The organism is Burkholderia sp. 28_3 (genome assembly GCF_003253915.1).
Taxonomy (GTDB): Bacteria; Pseudomonadota; Gammaproteobacteria; order Burkholderiales; family Burkholderiaceae; genus Burkholderia; species Burkholderia cenocepacia.
On record NZ_QKZF01000012.1, the window covers coordinates 171,596 to 188,802 of the forward strand.

Consider the following 17,207-nt stretch of genomic DNA (forward strand, 5'->3'; position numbering starts at 1 on the left):
CGGCGCAGGCAGGCCGGCCGCGCCCAGGTCACGAACCTGCGTGCGCCGGCCCTGTCCCGCAGTTCAGGACGCGTGTCCCGACATCAGGCTGAGCGCCACCGCTTGCGCGACTTCGATACCGTCGATCGCGGCCGAATAGATGCCGCCCGCATAGCCGGCGCCTTCGCCGGCCGGATACAGGCCTTCGACATTCATGCTCTGGTAGTCGTCCTTCCGGCGAATCCGGATCGGCGACGACGTGCGTGTCTCCACGCCGGTGAGCACGGCGTCGTGCATCGCGAAGCCGGCGATCTTCTTGTCGATCTCGGGCAGCGCCTCGCGGATCGCTTCGATCACGTAGTCCGGCAGCGCGGTGCTGAGGTCGGTCGGATTCACGCCGGGCTTGTACGACGGCTCCACGGAGCCCAGCGACGTCGACGGCCGGCCCGCGATGAAATCGCCGACCAGCTGGCCCGGCGCGCGGTAATCGCCGCCGCCGAGTTCGAACGCGCGTTCTTCCCATTTGCGCTGGAACGCGATGCCGGCGAGCGGGCCGCCCGGATAGTCGTCCGGCGTGATGCCGACGACGATGCCCGCATTCGCATTGCGCTCGGCGCGGGAATACTGGCTCATCCCGTTGGTGACGACGCGGCCCGGCTCCGAGGTCGCGGCGACCACCGTGCCGCCCGGGCACATGCAGAAGCTGTAGACCGCGCGCCCGTTGCTGCAGTGGTGGACCACCTTGTAGTCGGCCGCGCCGAGCTGCTTGTGACCCGCGAACTTGCCGAAGCGGCTGCGGTCGATCAACCCCTGCGGATGCTCGATGCGGAAACCGAGCGAGAACGGTTTCGCTTCGATATAGACGCCGCGGTCGTGCAGCATCTGGAACGTGTCGCGCGCGCTGTGGCCCACGGCCAGCACCACGCGGTCGCACCGCAACGTTTCCCCGTTCGACAGCTTGAGCGCGCGCACCTTGCCCTGGTCGATTTCGATATCGTCGACACGGGTTTCGAAGCGCACTTCGCCGCCGAGTTCGTGGATCGACGCGCGCATTTTTTCCACCATGCTGACGAGGCGGAACGTGCCGATGTGCGGGCGGCTCAGGTACAGGATGTCCTCGGGCGCGCCGGCCTTGACGAATTCGTCGAGCACCTTGCGGCCATAGTGGTTCGGATCCTTGATCTGGCTGTACAGCTTGCCGTCGGAGAACGTCCCTGCGCCGCCTTCGCCGAACTGCACGTTGGATTCGGGATTGAGCACGCTCTTGCGCCACAGGCCGAACGTGTCCTTGGTGCGTTCGCGCACGGCCTTGCCGCGTTCGAGGATGATGGGACGGAACCCCATCTGCGCGAGGATCAGCCCCGCGAACAGGCCGCACGGCCCCATGCCGATCACGACCGGGCGCAGGAAATCGGCGTGTTCGGGCGCCTTCGTGACGAAGTGGTACGCCATGTCGGGCGTCACGCCGCAATGCGGCTTGCCGGCGATGTGCTTGAGCGCGGCCGCTTCGTCCTTGACTTCGACATCGACGATGTACGTGAGCTTGATGTCCGCGCGCTTGCGCGCGTCGTGCGCGCGGCGGAACACGGTGTAACGGAGCAGCCCGTCTGCCGCCACGCCAAGCTCCGCGAGGCGCGCGCGAATTGCGGCCTCGAGCGCGCTCTCGGGGTGGTCGAGGGGGAGTTTAATTTCGCTTAGCCGTAACATGAGGACTCGGATGCGATTGCCACGGCGCCGTGGCGGTGTTGATACAGGCGGGGCCGGCATGCCGGCGGCGGCGTTGTCGCCGCGCGGGCATGCCGGACGCAAACCCTTCGCTGGCATTGCGCGACCAGCGGCGCGGGCGGCGATACGCCGGCCGGCCCCAGGCAACTCGGGCAACTTCAGGATAGGCGCACGAAGCGACCCGTGTGCACGGAAGATTGTCCCGCGTTCCGGGGCGATCGGCGCGCCAGCGTGACGATGCCTGCGAGCGGTTTGCGCGAAAGCCGCGCCACGCGGGCGCGGCCCGGGCTTACTCCGCTGCCGGATGCACGCGGCTGTAGCGGTTCAGGATCGGGATCATCTGCGCGTAGATCTTCGGGTTCGCGGCGACGATCTCGTGGCGATGCAGGAAATCGGCGTCGCCCGTGTAGTTCCCGACGAGGCCGCCGGCCTCGGTGATCAGCAGGCTGCCCGCTGCCATGTCCCACACGTTGATGCCTTGCTCGAAGAACGCGTCGAGGCGCCCGGCCGCGACGTTCGCGAGATCGAGCGCCGCCGCGCCCGGACGGCGCAGGCCCGTGCAGGCCTGCGTCATTTCGGTGAAGAGGCGCGCATAGGCGTCGAGGCCGTCCTTCTCGCGGAACGGGAAGCCCGTGCCGACCAGTGCGTCTGCCAGGCGGTCGCGGCGGCCGACGCGGATGCGGCGGTCGTTCAGGTATGCGCCGCGGCCGCGGGTGGCCGTGAACAGGTCGTTCTTGTTCGGATCGTAGACGACGGCCTGCGTGACGACGCCCTTGTGCTCGAGCGCGATCGATACGCAGTAATACGGGAAGCCGTGGATGAAGTTGGTCGTGCCGTCGAGCGGATCGATGATCCACTTGAATTCGGATTCGTTGTCGGATTCGCCCGATTCCTCCGCGAGGATCGCGTGGTCGGGGTAGGCGGTCTTCAGCGTCTCGATGATCGCGTCTTCGGCGGCCTTGTCCACTTCGGTGACGAAGTCGTTCTGTTGCTTCTTGCGGATCTCGATCAGGTCGAGATCGAGGGACGCGCGATTGATGATCTGTCCGGCGCGGCGCGCAGCCTTGACAGCAATGTTGAGCATGGGATGCATGAGCCTGGATCCTGTAGCCGGCGGCACGGGCCGCCACGAAGTGGGACAACCGCCCGGAACGGCGCAAGCGTGCCGGGGCGAGGTGAGACGCGAATTGACAAAGAGCGGGGTACGACCCGCGCTGCGCCGCGGCGCAACGCGTAAAGGCATGATTTTACCCGATTTTTGGCGGTTTCAGGCGACCGGAATGCGGGGAAACCCCCACTGGCCATCCGGACGAGTGGGTTTGCGGGAGCGATGGCGATACCATACGGCCATTCTGATGAACCGAGTCGTCTCGTAGTGGAAACCCCGCAGAACACCGCCGCGCCGTCCGAATCGGGCGCGGCCTCGTCCCCGCCGCCGTCCGGCGGCTTCACGTCCACCCGCTTCGTGCTCGTCGAGCCGAGCCATCCCGGCAACGTCGGGGCGGCCGCCCGCGCGCTGAAGACGATGGGCTTCTCGCGCCTCGTGCTGGTCGCACCGCGCGTGCCGCACGTGCAGAGCGATCCGGAGGCGATCGCGATGGCCAGCGGCGCGGACGACGTCCTCGCGTCCGCGCATGTCGTGTCGACGCTCGGCGAAGCGCTGTCCGGCGTGCACTGGTCGATCGCGCTGACCGCGCGTACGCGCGAATACGGGCCGCCGCGGCTCGCGCCGCGCGCGGCCGCCGCGCAGGCGAGCGCGCAGGTCGGCACGGGCGACATCGCGCTCGTGTTCGGCAACGAGCGTACGGGTCTCGCGAACGAGCATGTCGAGCAGTGCAGCGCGCTCGCGCACATTCCGGCGAATCCGGCCTACAGTTCGCTGAACCTCGCGCAGGCCGTGCAGGTGCTCGCGTACGAGTTGCGCGTCGCGTTTCTCGAGCAGGCGAGCGAGCCGTCGGCGCAACCGCCGGCCGAAGCCGGCATGCTCGCGCAGAGCGACGAGATCGAGCGGATGTACGTGCACCTCGAGCATGCGCTGATCGCGCTCGACTTCCTCGATCCGCGCAACCCGAAGAAGCTGATGCCGCGGCTGCGGCGGCTGTTCGCGCGCACGGGCCTCGAGCGCGAGGAGGTCAACATCCTGCGCGGCGTCGCGAAGCACATCCTGCTGAAGTCGGGCAAACCGGGCGGCGACGCGTAAGCGGCCGGCGCGCTGATCGCGGGGTGCGGGGCGTCCGACGGATGCGGCGGGTGGTGGGTGGCGGGCAGGCCATGCGGTGATCCGCCGGAAGCGACGAACCCTGCAGTTTCGCCCGACGGGCCTCCCCGGAAACCCGTCCCGGCCGAATACCCGCGCCGGTGGCGGGGTGAACGCGCGACCGCGTGCGGCGGCGCGCGACTGGCCCTACAATCGCCGGACGTCATAAGCAAATTACCCGGCGCGATAACGGCCGGCATTGCCGGCGATGCGCGCCGGCCTTTTCCCAGATCACATCATGTTCACGAGACTGCGCGAAGACGTTGCAACGATTCGCGAGCGGGATCCCGCCGCTCGCAGTGCGTGGGAAGTGCTGACCTGTTATCCGGGGCTGCATGCGCTCGTGCTGCACCGTTTCGCGCACGCCTGCTGGCGCGCGAAGCGCTACTGGCTCGCGCGGTTCGCGTCGCAGGCCGGCCGGTTCCTGACCGGGATCGAGATCCACCCCGGCGCGACGATCGGCCGGCGCGTGTTCATCGATCACGGCATGGGTGTCGTGATCGGCGAGACGGCGATCATCGGCGACGACTGCACGATCTATCAGGGCGTGACACTGGGCGGCACGTCGCTCACGCGCGGCGCGAAGCGCCATCCGACGCTCGAGGCCGGCGTGATCGTCGGCGCTGGCGCGAAGGTGCTCGGCGGTTTCACGGTGGGCGCGGGCGCGAAGATCGGCTCGAACGCGGTGGTCGTCAAGCCGGTGCCGCCCGGCGGCACGGCGGTCGGCAACCCGGCGCGCATCGTGATGCCGGCGCAGCCGAAGCCGCAACCCGAGCGCGCGGCATTCTGCGCGTACGGGATCACGCCGAACGCCGACGATCCGATGTCGCTTGCGATTCACGGGCTGATCGATCACGCGGCGAAGGAAAGCCGTCGCGTCGACGAGATCGTCGCGGCGCTCGAACGGCTCGGTACGCATCTGGAAACGCTGCAGGGCGCCGATGCGGCGCGCCTCGACCTGCGCAGGCTGTCCGCGGTGCTGGAAGGCAAGACGGTCGAACGCCAGATGTAACGAACGAGCAGGGCGCCCACGGCTGCCGGTCGATGCGACGACAGCGGCAGCGGTGGCGTCAGTCGAGCGGCATCGCGTGGATGCCTTCCGCGTCGACGCGCAGATAGCCGCCGCGCGGCGTGCCGTGATCGAGATCCCAGTCGGGCAGTACCCAGCGGATTCCGCCCGGTTCCGCGTGGCGCGCGGGGCGGTGCGTGTGGCCGTGAATGATCACGCTTGCGCGACTTTTCCGGAACAGCGCGGCCACGCCTTCCCGCGTGACGTCGTAGATTGCTGACACGGGGCGCATGCGGCCGGCTTCGCTGTTCGAGCGCATGCGCTGCGCGAGCGCGCGGCGCCAGCGGAACGGCCACGCGAGAAACAGCCATTGCGCGACGCGGTTGCGCGCGACGCGCCGGAACAACTGATAGCCGCGATCGGCCGTGCATTGCGCGTCGCCGTGCGCGAGCACGATGCGCTGGCCGAACGCCATGATCAGCGAGGGGTCGGGCAGCAGCATCGCACCGGCCGCCTTCATGAAGCGCCGGCCGAGCAGGAAATCGCGGTTGCCGTGCATCACGTAGAGCGCGATGCCGCGCTCCGAGAACGTGTGCATCAGCGCGGCCATGCGCGCGGCGAACGGATCGTCGTCGAGGATGTCGTCGCCGATCCAGTATTCGAACAGGTCGCCGAGGATGAACACCGAATCGGCGCTGTCGGCGGTGTATTTCACGAAATGCTCGAACGCGGCGACCGTCTTCGGAATCGCTTCGCTCAGGTGCAGATCGGAGAGAAACAGGAACGGGCGTGCGGCTTGCGCGTACTCGCGCTCGCCCGGCACGCCCGCGGAGACGCTTCGCGGCGGACTCTCCTGCAACATCGAAGTGCCTCCGTGACGGCTGGTGCGTCAGACCACCACGGCCTTTTCGATCACGACGTCGTCGGTCGGCACGTCCTGATGGAAGCCCGCGTTGCCCGTCTTGACGCCCTTGATCTTGTCGACCACGTCCTGGCCCTCGACGACCTTGCCGAACACCGCGTAACCCCAGCCCTGCGGCGTCGGCGACGAGTGGTTCAGGAAGTCGTTGTCGTTCACGTTGATGAAGAACTGGGCGGTCGCCGAGTGCGGATCGTTCGTGCGCGCCATCGCGATCGTGTAGTTGTCGTTCTTCAGGCCGTTGTTCGCCTCGTTGTCGATCGGCGCGTCGGTCGGCTTCTGCTTCAGGCCCGGCTCGAAGCCGCCGCCCTGGATCATGAAGCCGTTGATCACGCGGTGGAACACGGTGCCGTCGTAATGGCCCTTCTTCACGTAGTTCAGGAAGTTTTCGACCGTCTTCGGTGCCTTCGCGGCGTCGAGTTCGAGCTTGATCACGCCGTGGTTCGTATGCAGTTCAACCATGATGAATTCCTTCGGTGAGGCGGTTTAAATGGCACGCGGCCGGTCGTGCGACGCGGCCGCGTGTGGCGCCGGACGTGCCGGCAGGTGCTTACTTCGAGACGATGCTCGCCGATTCGATCACGACCGGTTGCGCCGGCACGTCCTGCATCGGGCCGCGCGAGGTCGTCGCCACGCCTTCGATCTTCTTCACGACGTCGAGGCCCGACACGACCTTGCCGAACACCGCGTAGCCGTTGCCGTCCGGGTTCGGATAGTCGAGGCCGCTGTTGTCGACCGTATTGATGAAGAACTGCGCGGTGGCCGAATTCGGATCGCTCGTGCGCGCCATCGCGATCGTGCCCGTCAGGTTCTTCAGACCATTGCGGCTTTCCAGCGGGATCGGCGCGCGGGTCGGCTTTTCCTCGAAGTTGGTCTTGTAGCCGCCGCCCTGGATCATGAAGCCCTTGATCACGCGATGGAAGATCGTGCCGTTGTACTGGCCGGCCTTCACGTAATCCAGGAAGTTGGCGACGGATTTCGGCGCCTTCTCCGGATAGAGCTCGACGCGGATGTCGCCCTGCGAGGTCTTCAGCTGCACGACGGGGTGCGCGGTGGCCGTTTGCGCGAACGCGGGCGCGGTCGCGAGAAGGGCGGCGCCGCCAAGCGCCAGCAACAGACGTTTCATTGCGATCCTCAGGTTGGGAGGGAAGGAAGGGCGCGCCGCTTATTGCGACGGCGCGACGTACGGTGCCGCCAGTGCGCCTGACGGACCGTTGAACTGGAACGTCGGCGACATCGGCAGCGTGGTGGTGCTCACGTTCGCGGCGGCGCGGTCGGTGTAGGCGCGCGTGGCCGGCGTCGTCGCGCGGGCGTTCGGCGCGGCTTTCGGCGGCGACACGATCTTCTGGAGATCGGCGAGGCGCTGCGCGGTCGCGCCGCTCGTGCGGCCGAGCGATTGCGCGCGCTTGTACGATTCGGAAGCGAGCCGCAGGTAGAGGTCGCCGAGGTTCTCGTACGCGAGCGAGTAGCTCGGGTTCGATTGCGTCGCGGTGACGAGCGCGGTGCGCGCTTCGTCATAGCGGCCGTGCTTCGCGTAGAGCGCCGCGAGGTTGTTGTACGGCTCGGGCAGTTCGGGGTACGCCTGCGTGATCGCGACGAACTGCTGGATCGCGTCGTCGTCGCGGTTCAGGCGGGCCAGCACGGTGCCGCGCTTGAACTGCGCCTGCACGTCGTGCGGATTCGACGCGATGCGCGCGTCGAGCTGCGCGAGCGCCTGCTTCCACTGCTTGCCGGCGATCGACGCGTCGATTTCGGGGGTGCCGTCGGCGACCGCCGGGGCCTTTTGCGCATGCGCCGCGGGAGCCGCGAAAAGCGTCAGCGCGACGCCCATGACGGTGGTCGCAACGAGGGTCGCAGCGCTCGGCGCGCGGCCGCGATGAGGTTTCATAGGCGTAAATCGGAATGTTATACTCCGAGCCATTCTAACAAAACGTCTGCGCGTTCCGGCGAGCGGCAGACAGTCTTTCTTAGCCTCTCGTGGCCGTCACCGCTGTGCTTGCAGCCTGACCGCCCCATGTGATATCGAGGACGCGCGGCCTGGCGCCGCAGCAGATGGTCCGTCCGTTTCACATGCTGGGCGAGCTTCGCCAGGGCGGTTTCCTTCGGCTCACGGTTCATCTCTATGGAATCACTGCGCATCTACAACACGCTCGCGCGTGACAAGCAAGTTTTCGTGCCGCGCCAGTCCGGCGAAGTGCGGATGTACGTATGCGGGATCACCGTCTACGACTATTGTCACGTGGGCCACGCGCGCATGCTGGTCGTGTTCGACCTCGTCCAGCGCTGGTTGCGTGCGATCGGCTATCGGGTCACGTATGTGCGCAACATCACCGACATCGACGACAAGATCATCCGCCGCGCGGTCGAGAACGGCGAGACGATCAAGTCGCTGACCGACCGCTTCATCGGCGCGATGCACGAGGACGAAAGCGCGCTGGGCATCCAGCGGCCCGACATCGAGCCGCGCGCGACGCAGTTCATCCCGCAGATGCTCGGCATGATCGAGACGCTCGAGACGAACGGCTACGCGTACCAGGCGAGCGACGGCGACGTCAATTACTCGGTGCGCAAGTTCACGAACTACGGGAAGCTGTCGGGCAAGTCGCTCGACGATCTGCGCGCGGGCGAACGCGTCGCCGCGAACGACGCGAAGGAAGATCCGCTCGATTTCGTGCTGTGGAAGCGTGCGAAGCCGGAAGATCCGGAAGGCGCGTCGTGGGCGTCGAAGTACGGGATGGGTCGCCCGGGCTGGCACATCGAGTGCTCGGCGATGGGCTGCTCGCTGCTCGGCAATCATTTCGACATCCACGGCGGCGGGCAGGATCTGCAATTCCCGCACCACGAGAACGAGATCGCGCAGAGCGAGGGCGCGACCGGCGAGACGTTCGTCAATTACTGGATGCACAACGGCTTCGTGCAGGTCGACAACGAGAAGATGTCGAAATCGCTCGGCAACTTCTTCACGATCCGCGAGGTGCTCGAGCGTTACGACGCGGAAGTCATGCGCTTCTTCATCGTGCGCACGCACTATCGTTCGCCGCTCAATTACAGCGACGTGCATCTCGACGATGCGCGCGCGTCGCTCACGCGTCTGTACACGGCGCTGAAGGACGTCGACGCCGATACGCTCGCGCTCGACTGGAACGAGCCGCACGCGCAGCGTTTCGCGGCCGCGATGAACGACGATTTCAACACGCCGGTCGCGGTGGCGACGCTGTTCGAGCTGGCGGGCGAAGTCAATCGCACGCGCGACGCGTCGCTCGCGCGGCAACTGAAACAGCTGGCGGGCCTGCTGGGCCTGCTGGGCCGCGAACCGCGCGCGTTCCTGCAGCAGGCGTCGGGCGCCGCGCAGGCGGGCGGGCTCGCGGCCGACGAGATCGAAGCGAAGATCGCCGCGCGCGTCGCGGCGAAGCAAGCGAAGGACTATGCCGAAGCGGACCGGATCCGGGCGGAATTGCTCGAAGCCGGTATCGCACTTGAAGACAAACCGGGCGGATCGACCGAATGGCGTCGCGTATGAGCGCGGTGCGTTCCACTGACCGATCCGTCAGGTAGGAGGCAAGATGGCAACGGCCAGAAAAGCGCCGGTCAGGCGCGCGACCCCGGTCGCCGCGCGTCCGGCAGCCAAGCGTGTACCGGCGGCGAAGTCGGACGCGACGCGCGCCGTGCCGAACGGCGCGCTGAACGGTCATGCGCAGCCGGCGGCCGCGCTGCCGGCCGCCGACGCGGCCCGCAAGACACGTGCGTCCGAAGCGGACGGCGAGGAGGTCGTCGTGCGTCCTGCCTATTGGGACAAGGCATGCGCGGACCTCGTCAAGCGCGACCGGATCCTGAAGAAACTGATTCCGAAGTTCGGTCCCGCGCATCTCGTGAAGCGCGGCGACCCGTTCGTCACGCTCGCGCGCTCGGTCGTCGGCCAGCAGATTTCGGTGCCGTCCGCGCAGTCGCTGTGGGCGCGCATCGAGGACGCCTGTCCGAAACTCGCACCGCAACCGGTGATCCGGCTCGGCGCGGACAAGCTGATCGCGTGCGGGTTGTCGAAGCGCAAGACGGAATACATCCTCGATCTCGCGCAGCATTTCGTGTCGGGGGCGCTGCACGTCGACAAATGGATGTCGATGGACGACGAGGACGTGATCGCGGAACTCACGCAGATCCGCGGCATCAGCCGCTGGACGGCCGAGATGTTCCTGATCTTCAACCTGTCGCGGCCGGACGTGCTGCCGCTCGACGACCCGGGCCTGATCCGTGCGATCAGCGTCAATTACTTCAGCGGGGAACCCGTCACGCGCAGCGAGGCGCGCGAGGTTGCGGCCAACTGGGAGCCGTGGCGCACCGTCGCGACCTGGTACATGTGGCGCAGCCTCGATGCGCCCGACGCCGACGCCTGAGTGTCGGCTATCGGGTTTTAAACATCAATAGTTGAGAGCCGGTTTTGAGCGTCGCCCGCGCGGGTAGAATACGCGCTGCCGCAAGACCCAAGGATTCGAACACATGAAGACCACGTTTCTGGATTTCGAACAGCCGATCGCCGAACTCGAGGCCAAGATCGAAGAGCTGCGATTCGTGCAGGACGACTCGGCTGTCGATATTTCGGAAGAAATCGAGCGGCTGTCGAAGAAAAGCCAGCAACTGACGAAAGACCTCTACGCGAACCTGTCGCCATGGCAGGTTTCGCAGATCGCGCGGCACCCGCAGCGGCCGTACACGCTCGATTACGTTGCGGAACTGTTTACCGATTTTCACGAGCTGCATGGCGACCGCGCGTTCGCGGACGACCTGTCGATCGTCGGCGGTCTCGCGCGCTTCGGCGGCCATCCGTGCATGGTGATCGGTCATCAGAAGGGCCGCGACACGAAGGAGCGCGCCGCGCGCAACTTCGGGATGCCGCGCCCGGAAGGCTATCGCAAGGCTGAACGGCTGATGCGTCTGGCCGAGAAGTTCGGGCTGCCGATCTTCACGTTCGTCGATACGCCGGGCGCGTACCCGGGCATCGGCGCAGAAGAGCGCGGCCAGTCGGAGGCGATCGGCCGCAACCTGTACGTGATGGCCGAGCTGAAGACGCCGATCATCACGACGGTGATCGGCGAGGGCGGCTCGGGCGGTGCGCTGGCGATCGCGGTGGCCGACACCGTGATGATGCTGCAGTTCTCGACCTACTCGGTGATCTCGCCGGAAGGCTGTGCGTCGATCCTGTGGAAGAGCGCCGCGAAGGCGCCGGAAGCAGCGGAAGCGCTCGGCCTGACCGCGCACCGCCTGAAGGCGCTTGGCCTGATCGACAAGATCATCAACGAGCCGCTCGGCGGCGCGCATCGTGATCCGAAGGGCATGGCCGCGCTGCTGCGCCGTGCGCTGGCCGATTCGCTGCGCCAGTTCCAGGGCATGAGCATCGACGCGCTGCGCGAGCGTCGCTTCGAGCGCCTGATGGCCTACGGCAAGTTCAAGGAAACCACGCCGGGCGCATGACCGGCTGCGTATTCAATTCACGCGCCGTTGCGCGCGTGTCCCGCTCGTGATCCCGCCCACCGAATTCTCCGCCGACCGCGCCGTACTCGACGCGGTCGGCGTTGCGCTTTCCAGCCTGCCGCCTGATGCGCGCATCGCGATCGCCTACAGCGGCGGCCTCGATTCGACCGTGCTGCTCGACGCGGCCGTGCGCGTCGCGGGCGCCTCGCGCTGCGTCGCGCTGCACGTGCATCACGGCCTGAGCGCGAACGCGGACGCCTGGGTCGCGCATGCCGAAGCGGAAGCGGCGCGACTCGGTGTCGCATTCGAATCGATGCGCGTCGACGTGCCGCGCGACAGCGGGCTCGGCATCGAGGCGACCGCGCGCGAGCGTCGCTACGCGGCGCTCGACGCGATGGGCGAACGCCACGGCGTGGCGACGCTGTGGCTCGCGCAACATGCGGACGATCAGGCCGAGACGGTGCTGCTGCAACTGTTGCGCGGGGCGGGAATCGCGGGGCTTGCCGCGATGGCGCCGCGTTATCGCCCCGACGGCGTGAGCATCGAGCGTGTGCGCCCGTTGCTGCGGCTGTTGCGCGCACAACTCGAGCGCTATGCGGAGCAGCATGCGCTGACCTGGATCGATGACGAATCGAACGGCGATACGCGCTATGCGCGCAATGCGCTGCGCCTCGACGTGCTGCCTGCGCTGGCCGTGCATTTTCCGGGTTTTCGCGATGCGCTCGGTCGCGCGGCCCAGCATGCGGCCGCCGCGCAGCGGCTGCTCGACGATCTGGCCGAGCTGGATTTCGCCGTCGCCGCGCGCGACGACGGGCGGGCGCTGTCGCGCGACGCGCTGATCGGATTCGACGATACGCGCGGTGCGAATCTGCTGCGCTTCTGGATGCGCCGGCTCGGTTTGCCGGGCGCGTCGGCTGCGCGGCTCGCCAACATGATGCGGCAACTGCGTGCCGCGCACGACGCGCATGCGCTGCGCGTCGATCACGCGGGGCAGTGCCTGAGGCTCTATCGCGATGTCGTGTACTGGGAAGCGGGCGACAGCAGCGAACCGGCCGACGACGGCACCGGTACGCCGCACCCGGAGGCGGCGCTTGCATGGGACGGGCAGGAAGTGTGGCATCTGCCGGGATGGCGCGGCACGTTCGTGTTCGCGCCGGCCGACGCGGGGAGCGCCGATGCGGTACCGGAGGCGCTGCTGCGCGGTGCGCGGCTGGCTGCGCGCGCCCGGGCGGGCGGCGAACGGATGCGTACGTCGCCGGGCGGGCCGGGCCGGACGCTGAAGAACCTGCTCCAGGAGCGCGGCGTGCCGGCCTGGCAGCGCGACGTGCCGCTGCTGTTCGCGGGCGACCGGCTGATCTACGTGCCGCGGCTGGGCGTCAATCGCGACATCGACGTGCCTGACGGCGCGACGTCCGGCGCCGCCGCATGGCGCCGGATCGAATGGCGTCCCGACCTGCTGATCGCGTAGCGGCGGGCAGCCTGCCGGCGGCGCGATGGCGTGCCCGTTTTCACCATTTGGTAAACAGCGCCGGAACGGCCGCCGACACGGCGCGCGGCTTGTCAAGCGGGCTTCTATCGGGTACGCTCGGTCGTTTGCTCGGCTCGATTTTTGAGCGTTTTGTGCAGGTTTTCCGCGTGACGTACCCGGTTTGCGCGGCCTGATCGGCCTTCCGGGCAAAATCCGTCACGCTTGCGTGTTGCGTCCCAGCCGTCCCCCTCGTCGTCCGTCCACAGCCACAAGCCGCGTGACCGAACGGCTACGCGGCCTGCCCAGCGCGCCCGTGCGGTTTCTCCTCCAGTTCAGAACGACAATGGCACTCATCGTACACAAATACGGCGGCACTTCGATGGGCTCGGTCGAGCGCATCAAGAACGTCGCGAAACGCGTCGCAAAATGGCATCAGGCCGGGCACCAGATGGTGGTCGTGCCGTCGGCGATGTCCGGCGAAACCAACCGTCTGCTCGGTCTCGCGAAAGAGATTTCGAGCCAGCCGAGCCCGCGTGAGCTCGACATGATCGCGTCGACCGGCGAGCAGGTCAGCGTCGGCCTGCTGTCGATCGCGCTGCAGGAAATCGGCGTCGAGGCCGTGAGCTATGCCGGCTGGCAAGTGCCGATCAAGACCGACAGCGCGTTTACGAAAGCACGCATTCACTCGATCGACGACGAGCGTGTGAAGGACGATCTGAACGCGGGCAAGGTCGTGATCATCACGGGCTTCCAGGGCGTTGATCCGGACGGCCACATCACGACGCTGGGCCGGGGCGGCTCGGACACGTCGGCGGTGGCGGTGGCGGCTGCGCTGGGTGCCGAAGAGTGCCTGATCTATACCGACGTCGACGGCGTCTACACGACCGATCCGCGTGTCGTCGAAGAGGCGCGCCGCCTCGATCGCGTGACGTTCGAGGAAATGCTGGAAATGGCCAGCCTCGGCTCGAAGGTCCTGCAGATCCGCTCGGTCGAATTCGCCGGCAAATACCAGGTGAAGACGCGTGTGCTGTCGAGCCTGACCGATCCGCTGATTGCGCTCGACGAAGAAATGCGCTCGGGCACCCTGATTACTTTTGAAGAAGACGAGACCATGGAAAAGGCAGTCATTTCCGGCATCGCGTTCCAGCGCGACGAAGCACGCATTGCTGTGATGGGCGTGCCCGACAAGCCGGGCATCGCATATCAGATCCTCGGCCCGGTGGCCGATGCGAACGTCGACGTCGACATGATCATCCAGAACCAGAGCGTCGAAGGCAAAACCGACTTCACGTTTACGGTCGGTCGCGGCGACTACCAGAAGGCGATGGATATCCTCACCAACCAGGTGCAGGGCCATGTGAGCGCCGAGCGCGTGCAGGGTGACCCGAAGGTGTCGAAGGTGTCGGTCGTCGGCGTCGGCATGCGGTCGCACGTGGGCGTCGCGAGCAAGATGTTCCGCACGTTGTCGGAAGAGGGCATCAACATCCAGATGATCTCGACGTCCGAAATCAAGATTTCGGTGCTGATCGACGAGAAATACATGGAGCTGGCCGTCCGCGCGCTGCACAAGGCATTCGAACTCGACCAGGCATCGTGAATTTTTCGTGATGCATTGAAGAAAATGCATCACGGAAATTGACGGGCGGTTCGAAACCCTATATTATTTCGTTCTCGTCGCACTGCCTCCCTGGTGCGAGCGAAAGTTTGGGAGACGTGGCCGAGAGGTCGAAGGCACTCCCCTGCTAAGGGAGCATCTGGGCCAAAACCTGGATCGAGGGTTCGAATCCCTCCGTCTCCGCCAAAAGCGGTGACAAAGCCCCGCAAGTTCTCGGACTTGCGGGGCTTTTTCTTTTTCAGTCCTCAGCGGGCCCATCAGCAAGAATGCGCTGGACATAGGTGGGTACCGGTTGACGCCGCTGGTATTGCGCGCTGCCGTCGAGCGCGAGGGCAGCGCTTGACGATTGCTCGTTCCGGACACGCCGGGGAAAAGACCCATCCGAGATGCTTCGGAACGCGCCTGAAGCGGCGGATGCGGCGGATGCGGCTGCTGAGCGTCCCCAGCATGCCGGACTGGCCTCTGCGGGCAAGCGCCCGGAGCGGGTGGCCCTGCCGTAGCACAGCTGCGGTCTCAAGCGGTAAGCCGCCGATCTCCGCAAGGTCTCGATAACACTCCCGATCTCCTCGGATTGCATGACCTGATAGCGCGCAGAGACAACCGACAGCAGTGCTTCGGTATCCGAACGATAGAGAGCCTTCCGTTCGTGAAGCGCGTGAATCGAGCCGAGGCTGCGATTGCCAGCGGCGACGAAGCGCACTTCGGTTTGTTCGATCCGCCCGTTCATGCCGGCGGCATGCTTCCAGACTTCGAGCCGGCGCCGGATCGTGCTTGCCCGGCCGATCCTCGCTCAAATGCACGCGGCACGAAATGAAATAACAATGAAAGGTTATTTGTAAGGAGCGAGGCGCTGAGCGACCGGGACACAGCCGAACACCGATCATGCTGTTCCGGCCCTCCGAAATGACCGGTTGACATCAAAAATGCGGCGCTGCGTCGATTTTCATCGCACGCGGCATCAAGCAATACGAAAAATTACTCAAACAAATCAGTGAACTACGCTGCCGCCGAAAATCGATGCTCTGCTGCGCTGCAGAAAATAATCAATCGTCTTATGCTGGTTAACCCGATCGCGTTTGAGCGGCGTCAAGTTTTCCGGTGATGCCGCTTTACATTTTGCCAACATTGGCGATTCACGAAATCTACCTGTCGATTTGATTTCGTTCCTTTCGTCGCGCCTGTCCCCGATGCAGGGCGCGACCTCCTCAAGGCCCTGTTGACATGCATGATTTCCCCTTCCTGAGCCTGGCCATCTGGGTTCCGATACTGTTCGGCGCGGGCCTGCTGCGCGCCGGTTCCGACCAGCAGGCACGCCGGATACGACTGATCGCGCTGGTCGGCGCGATTGCCGGGCTGGCGGCCGTGGTTCCGCTCGTTGCCGGCTTCGATGCGCATTCGGCCGCGATGCAGTTCGTCGAAAGACGCGACTGGCTGGCGGCATTCAATTCCGGGTGGCGGGTCGGCATCGACGGCGCGTCGCTCTGGCTCGTCGTGCTGACCGCATTCACGACGCTCGTGGTGGTGGTGGCGTCGTGGGAATCGGTCACGGTGCGCGTCGCGCAGTACTACGCGTCGTTCCTGATCCTGTCCGGGCTGATGGTCGGCGTGTTCGTCGCGCAGGACGGGCTGCTGTTCTTCATCTTCTTCGAGGCGACGCTGATTCCGCTGTACCTGCTGATCGGCACGTGGGGGCGCGAGCGACGCGTGTATGCGGCCGTGAAGTTCTTCTTCATCTCGTTCGCCGGCTCGCTGTTGCTGCTGATGGCGATGCTGTACCTGTACGCGCAGTCGCATACGTTCGACATGGCCGTGTGGCGCACGCTGCAGCTCGGTTTCGCGCCGCAGTTGCTGGTGTTCCTCGGCTTCTTCGCCGCGTTCGCGGTCAAGGTGCCGATGTGGCCGGTCCACACGTGGCTGAGCGACGTCTACACGGACGGCCCGACGGGCGCCGCGCTGATGCTCGCGATGCTCAAGCTCGGCGGCTACGGGTTCCTGCGCTTCGCGCTGCCGATCACGCCGGACGCGAGTCACTTCTTCGCGCCGGCCGTGATCGCGCTGTCGCTGTTCGCGATCGTCTACGCGAGCCTCGTCGCGCTCGCGCAGACCGACCTCGGCAAGCTGCTCGCGTATTCGACGGTCGCGCACATGGGGATCGTCACGCTCGGCCTGTTCCTGTTCAATCGGATCGGCGTCGAAGGCGCGATCGTGCAGCTCGTGTCGTACGGCTTCGTGGCGGGCGCGATGCTGTTGTGCGTGAACGTGCTCGTGGATCGCACCAAGCAGCGCGAGATCGCCGCGTACGGCGGCGTGGCGGGCGTGATGCCGCGTTTCGCGACCTTCACGCTGCTGTTCGCGATGGCCAACGTCGGCCTGCCGGGCACGTCGGGGTTCGTCGGCGAGTTCATGGTGATCATGGGCGCGATCCGCTTCAACTTCTGGATCGGCGCGATCGCGGCGCTCACGCTGATCCTCAGCGCGTCGTACACGCTGTGGATGCTCAAGCGCGTCGTGTTCGGCAAGGTCGCGAGCCAGCGGATCGCGAAGCTCGCCGACCTGAACCGTCGCGAGATCGTGATGTTCGCGTCGCTCGCGCTGATCGTGCTCGCGGTCGGCATCGATCCGAAGCCGTTCACCGATGCGATCGATCCGACCGTCGGCAGGCTGATCCAGGAAGCGAGCCATTCGAAGGTGCCGGCAGGGGATGGCCCCACGCCGGCGCTGCCGTCGTACATGGCGTCGACGCACGACTGATCCCGGCACGTCGAGCCG

14 protein-coding genes, 1 tRNA gene and 1 pseudogene are annotated in these 17,207 nt (G+C 66.3%); 9 read left to right on the forward strand and 7 right to left on the reverse strand.

Annotated features, from left to right (window positions below):
• Positions 1 to 63: 63 nt before the first annotated feature.
• Both DFS13_RS24040 and DFS13_RS24045 read right to left on the reverse strand, forming a co-directional pair.
• On the reverse strand, positions 64 to 1,686 hold the full coding sequence (locus tag DFS13_RS24040) for an NAD(P)/FAD-dependent oxidoreductase (protein WP_034201564.1): 1,623 nt from the start codon (positions 1,684 to 1,686) through the stop codon (positions 64 to 66).
• A 307-nt stretch (positions 1,687 to 1,993) separates the two neighbouring features.
• Positions 1,994 to 2,797 carry an inositol monophosphatase family protein gene (locus DFS13_RS24045; protein WP_006493635.1) on the reverse strand — a complete coding sequence of 268 codons (804 nt, stop codon included), beginning with the start codon at positions 2,795 to 2,797 and terminating at the stop codon, positions 1,994 to 1,996.
• 282 nt (positions 2,798 to 3,079) lie between these two features.
• Between DFS13_RS24045 and DFS13_RS24050 the strand changes: the two genes are divergently transcribed.
• Together DFS13_RS24050 and cysE are read left to right on the forward strand one after the other, a co-directional pair.
• Positions 3,080 to 3,904, forward strand: coding sequence for an RNA methyltransferase (locus tag DFS13_RS24050; RefSeq protein WP_060265340.1), 825 nt, complete (start codon positions 3,080 to 3,082; stop codon positions 3,902 to 3,904).
• Positions 3,905 to 4,199: 295 nt separating this feature from the next.
• Positions 4,200 to 4,973 (forward strand): serine O-acetyltransferase, encoded by a 774-nt coding sequence (gene cysE, locus DFS13_RS24055; protein WP_012492700.1) that lies wholly within the window; start codon positions 4,200 to 4,202, stop codon positions 4,971 to 4,973.
• 58 nt (positions 4,974 to 5,031) lie between these two features.
• On the opposite strand, the gene DFS13_RS24060 is transcribed toward cysE, so the two are convergent.
• From DFS13_RS24060 to DFS13_RS24075, 4 genes are all read right to left on the reverse strand, one after another.
• Positions 5,032 to 5,832: a UDP-2,3-diacylglucosamine diphosphatase gene (locus DFS13_RS24060; RefSeq protein WP_006483982.1), complete on the reverse strand. Its 801-nt coding sequence runs from the start codon at positions 5,830 to 5,832 to the stop codon at positions 5,032 to 5,034.
• Between the two features lie 27 nt (positions 5,833 to 5,859).
• Positions 5,860 to 6,351 carry a peptidylprolyl isomerase gene (locus DFS13_RS24065; RefSeq protein WP_006483987.1) on the reverse strand — a complete coding sequence of 164 codons (492 nt, stop codon included), beginning with the start codon at positions 6,349 to 6,351 and terminating at the stop codon, positions 5,860 to 5,862.
• A gap of 88 nt (positions 6,352 to 6,439) precedes the next feature.
• The gene (locus tag DFS13_RS24070) at positions 6,440 to 7,015 is read right to left on the reverse strand and encodes a peptidylprolyl isomerase (RefSeq protein WP_006484003.1); all 576 of its coding nucleotides are present in this window, start codon (positions 7,013 to 7,015) and stop codon (positions 6,440 to 6,442) included.
• Between the two features lie 39 nt (positions 7,016 to 7,054).
• Positions 7,055 to 7,777, reverse strand: a complete 723-nt coding sequence (locus DFS13_RS24075; RefSeq protein WP_080403580.1) for a tetratricopeptide repeat protein — start codon at positions 7,775 to 7,777, stop codon at positions 7,055 to 7,057.
• 234 nt (positions 7,778 to 8,011) lie between these two features.
• Between DFS13_RS24075 and cysS the strand changes: the two genes are divergently transcribed.
• The 6 genes from cysS to DFS13_RS24110 all read left to right on the forward strand — a co-directional run bounded on the left by cysS (position 8,012) and on the right by DFS13_RS24110 (position 14,624).
• On the forward strand, positions 8,012 to 9,409 hold the full coding sequence (gene cysS / locus DFS13_RS24085) for a cysteine--tRNA ligase (RefSeq protein WP_006484007.1): 1,398 nt from the start codon (positions 8,012 to 8,014) through the stop codon (positions 9,407 to 9,409).
• Between the two features lie 43 nt (positions 9,410 to 9,452).
• Positions 9,453 to 10,280 carry a DNA-3-methyladenine glycosylase gene (locus DFS13_RS24090; RefSeq protein WP_006484005.1) on the forward strand — a complete coding sequence of 276 codons (828 nt, stop codon included), beginning with the start codon at positions 9,453 to 9,455 and terminating at the stop codon, positions 10,278 to 10,280.
• A gap of 103 nt (positions 10,281 to 10,383) precedes the next feature.
• Positions 10,384 to 11,355, forward strand: coding sequence for an acetyl-CoA carboxylase carboxyltransferase subunit alpha (locus DFS13_RS24095; protein ID WP_006478433.1), 972 nt, complete (start codon positions 10,384 to 10,386; stop codon positions 11,353 to 11,355).
• 46 nt (positions 11,356 to 11,401) lie between these two features.
• Complete coding sequence (gene tilS, locus DFS13_RS24100) at positions 11,402 to 12,823, forward strand: tRNA lysidine(34) synthetase TilS (protein WP_111442208.1); 1,422 nt, start codon at positions 11,402 to 11,404, stop codon at positions 12,821 to 12,823.
• A gap of 343 nt (positions 12,824 to 13,166) precedes the next feature.
• On the forward strand, positions 13,167 to 14,420 hold the full coding sequence (locus tag DFS13_RS24105; protein ID WP_012492698.1) for an aspartate kinase: 1,254 nt from the start codon (positions 13,167 to 13,169) through the stop codon (positions 14,418 to 14,420).
• A 110-nt stretch (positions 14,421 to 14,530) separates the two neighbouring features.
• Positions 14,531 to 14,624, forward strand: a tRNA-Ser gene (locus tag DFS13_RS24110).
• Between the two features lie 257 nt (positions 14,625 to 14,881).
• On the opposite strand, the pseudogene DFS13_RS24115 reads toward DFS13_RS24110, so the two are convergent.
• A pseudogene (locus DFS13_RS24115) lies at positions 14,882 to 15,195 on the reverse strand (DUF932 domain-containing protein); the annotation flags it as partial.
• A gap of 464 nt (positions 15,196 to 15,659) precedes the next feature.
• On the opposite strand from DFS13_RS24115, the gene DFS13_RS24120 reads away from it, so the two are divergent.
• Positions 15,660 to 17,189: a NuoM family protein gene (locus tag DFS13_RS24120; RefSeq protein ID WP_006483984.1), complete on the forward strand. Its 1,530-nt coding sequence runs from the start codon at positions 15,660 to 15,662 to the stop codon at positions 17,187 to 17,189.
• Positions 17,190 to 17,207 lie beyond the last annotated feature (18 nt).

Coding starts and splice junctions, on each gene's coding strand:
- DFS13_RS24040 (WP_034201564.1), bottom strand. CDS start 1,686: ATGTTACGGCTAAGCGAAATTAAACTCCCCCTCGACCACCCCGAGAGC.
- DFS13_RS24045 (WP_006493635.1), bottom strand. CDS start 2,797: ATGCATCCCATGCTCAACATTGCTGTCAAGGCTGCGCGCCGCGCCGGA.
- cysE (WP_012492700.1), top strand. CDS start 4,200: ATGTTCACGAGACTGCGCGAAGACGTTGCAACGATTCGCGAGCGGGAT.
- DFS13_RS24060 (WP_006483982.1), bottom strand. CDS start 5,832: ATGTTGCAGGAGAGTCCGCCGCGAAGCGTCTCCGCGGGCGTGCCGGGC.
- DFS13_RS24065 (WP_006483987.1), bottom strand. CDS start 6,351: ATGGTTGAACTGCATACGAACCACGGCGTGATCAAGCTCGAACTCGAC.
- DFS13_RS24070 (WP_006484003.1), bottom strand. CDS start 7,015: ATGAAACGTCTGTTGCTGGCGCTTGGCGGCGCCGCCCTTCTCGCGACC.
- DFS13_RS24075 (WP_080403580.1), bottom strand. CDS start 7,777: ATGAAACCTCATCGCGGCCGCGCGCCGAGCGCTGCGACCCTCGTTGCG.
- cysS (WP_006484007.1), top strand. CDS start 8,012: ATGGAATCACTGCGCATCTACAACACGCTCGCGCGTGACAAGCAAGTT.
- DFS13_RS24090 (WP_006484005.1), top strand. CDS start 9,453: ATGGCAACGGCCAGAAAAGCGCCGGTCAGGCGCGCGACCCCGGTCGCC.
- DFS13_RS24095 (WP_006478433.1), top strand. CDS start 10,384: ATGAAGACCACGTTTCTGGATTTCGAACAGCCGATCGCCGAACTCGAG.
- DFS13_RS24105 (WP_012492698.1), top strand. CDS start 13,167: ATGGCACTCATCGTACACAAATACGGCGGCACTTCGATGGGCTCGGTC.
- DFS13_RS24120 (WP_006483984.1), top strand. CDS start 15,660: ATGCATGATTTCCCCTTCCTGAGCCTGGCCATCTGGGTTCCGATACTG.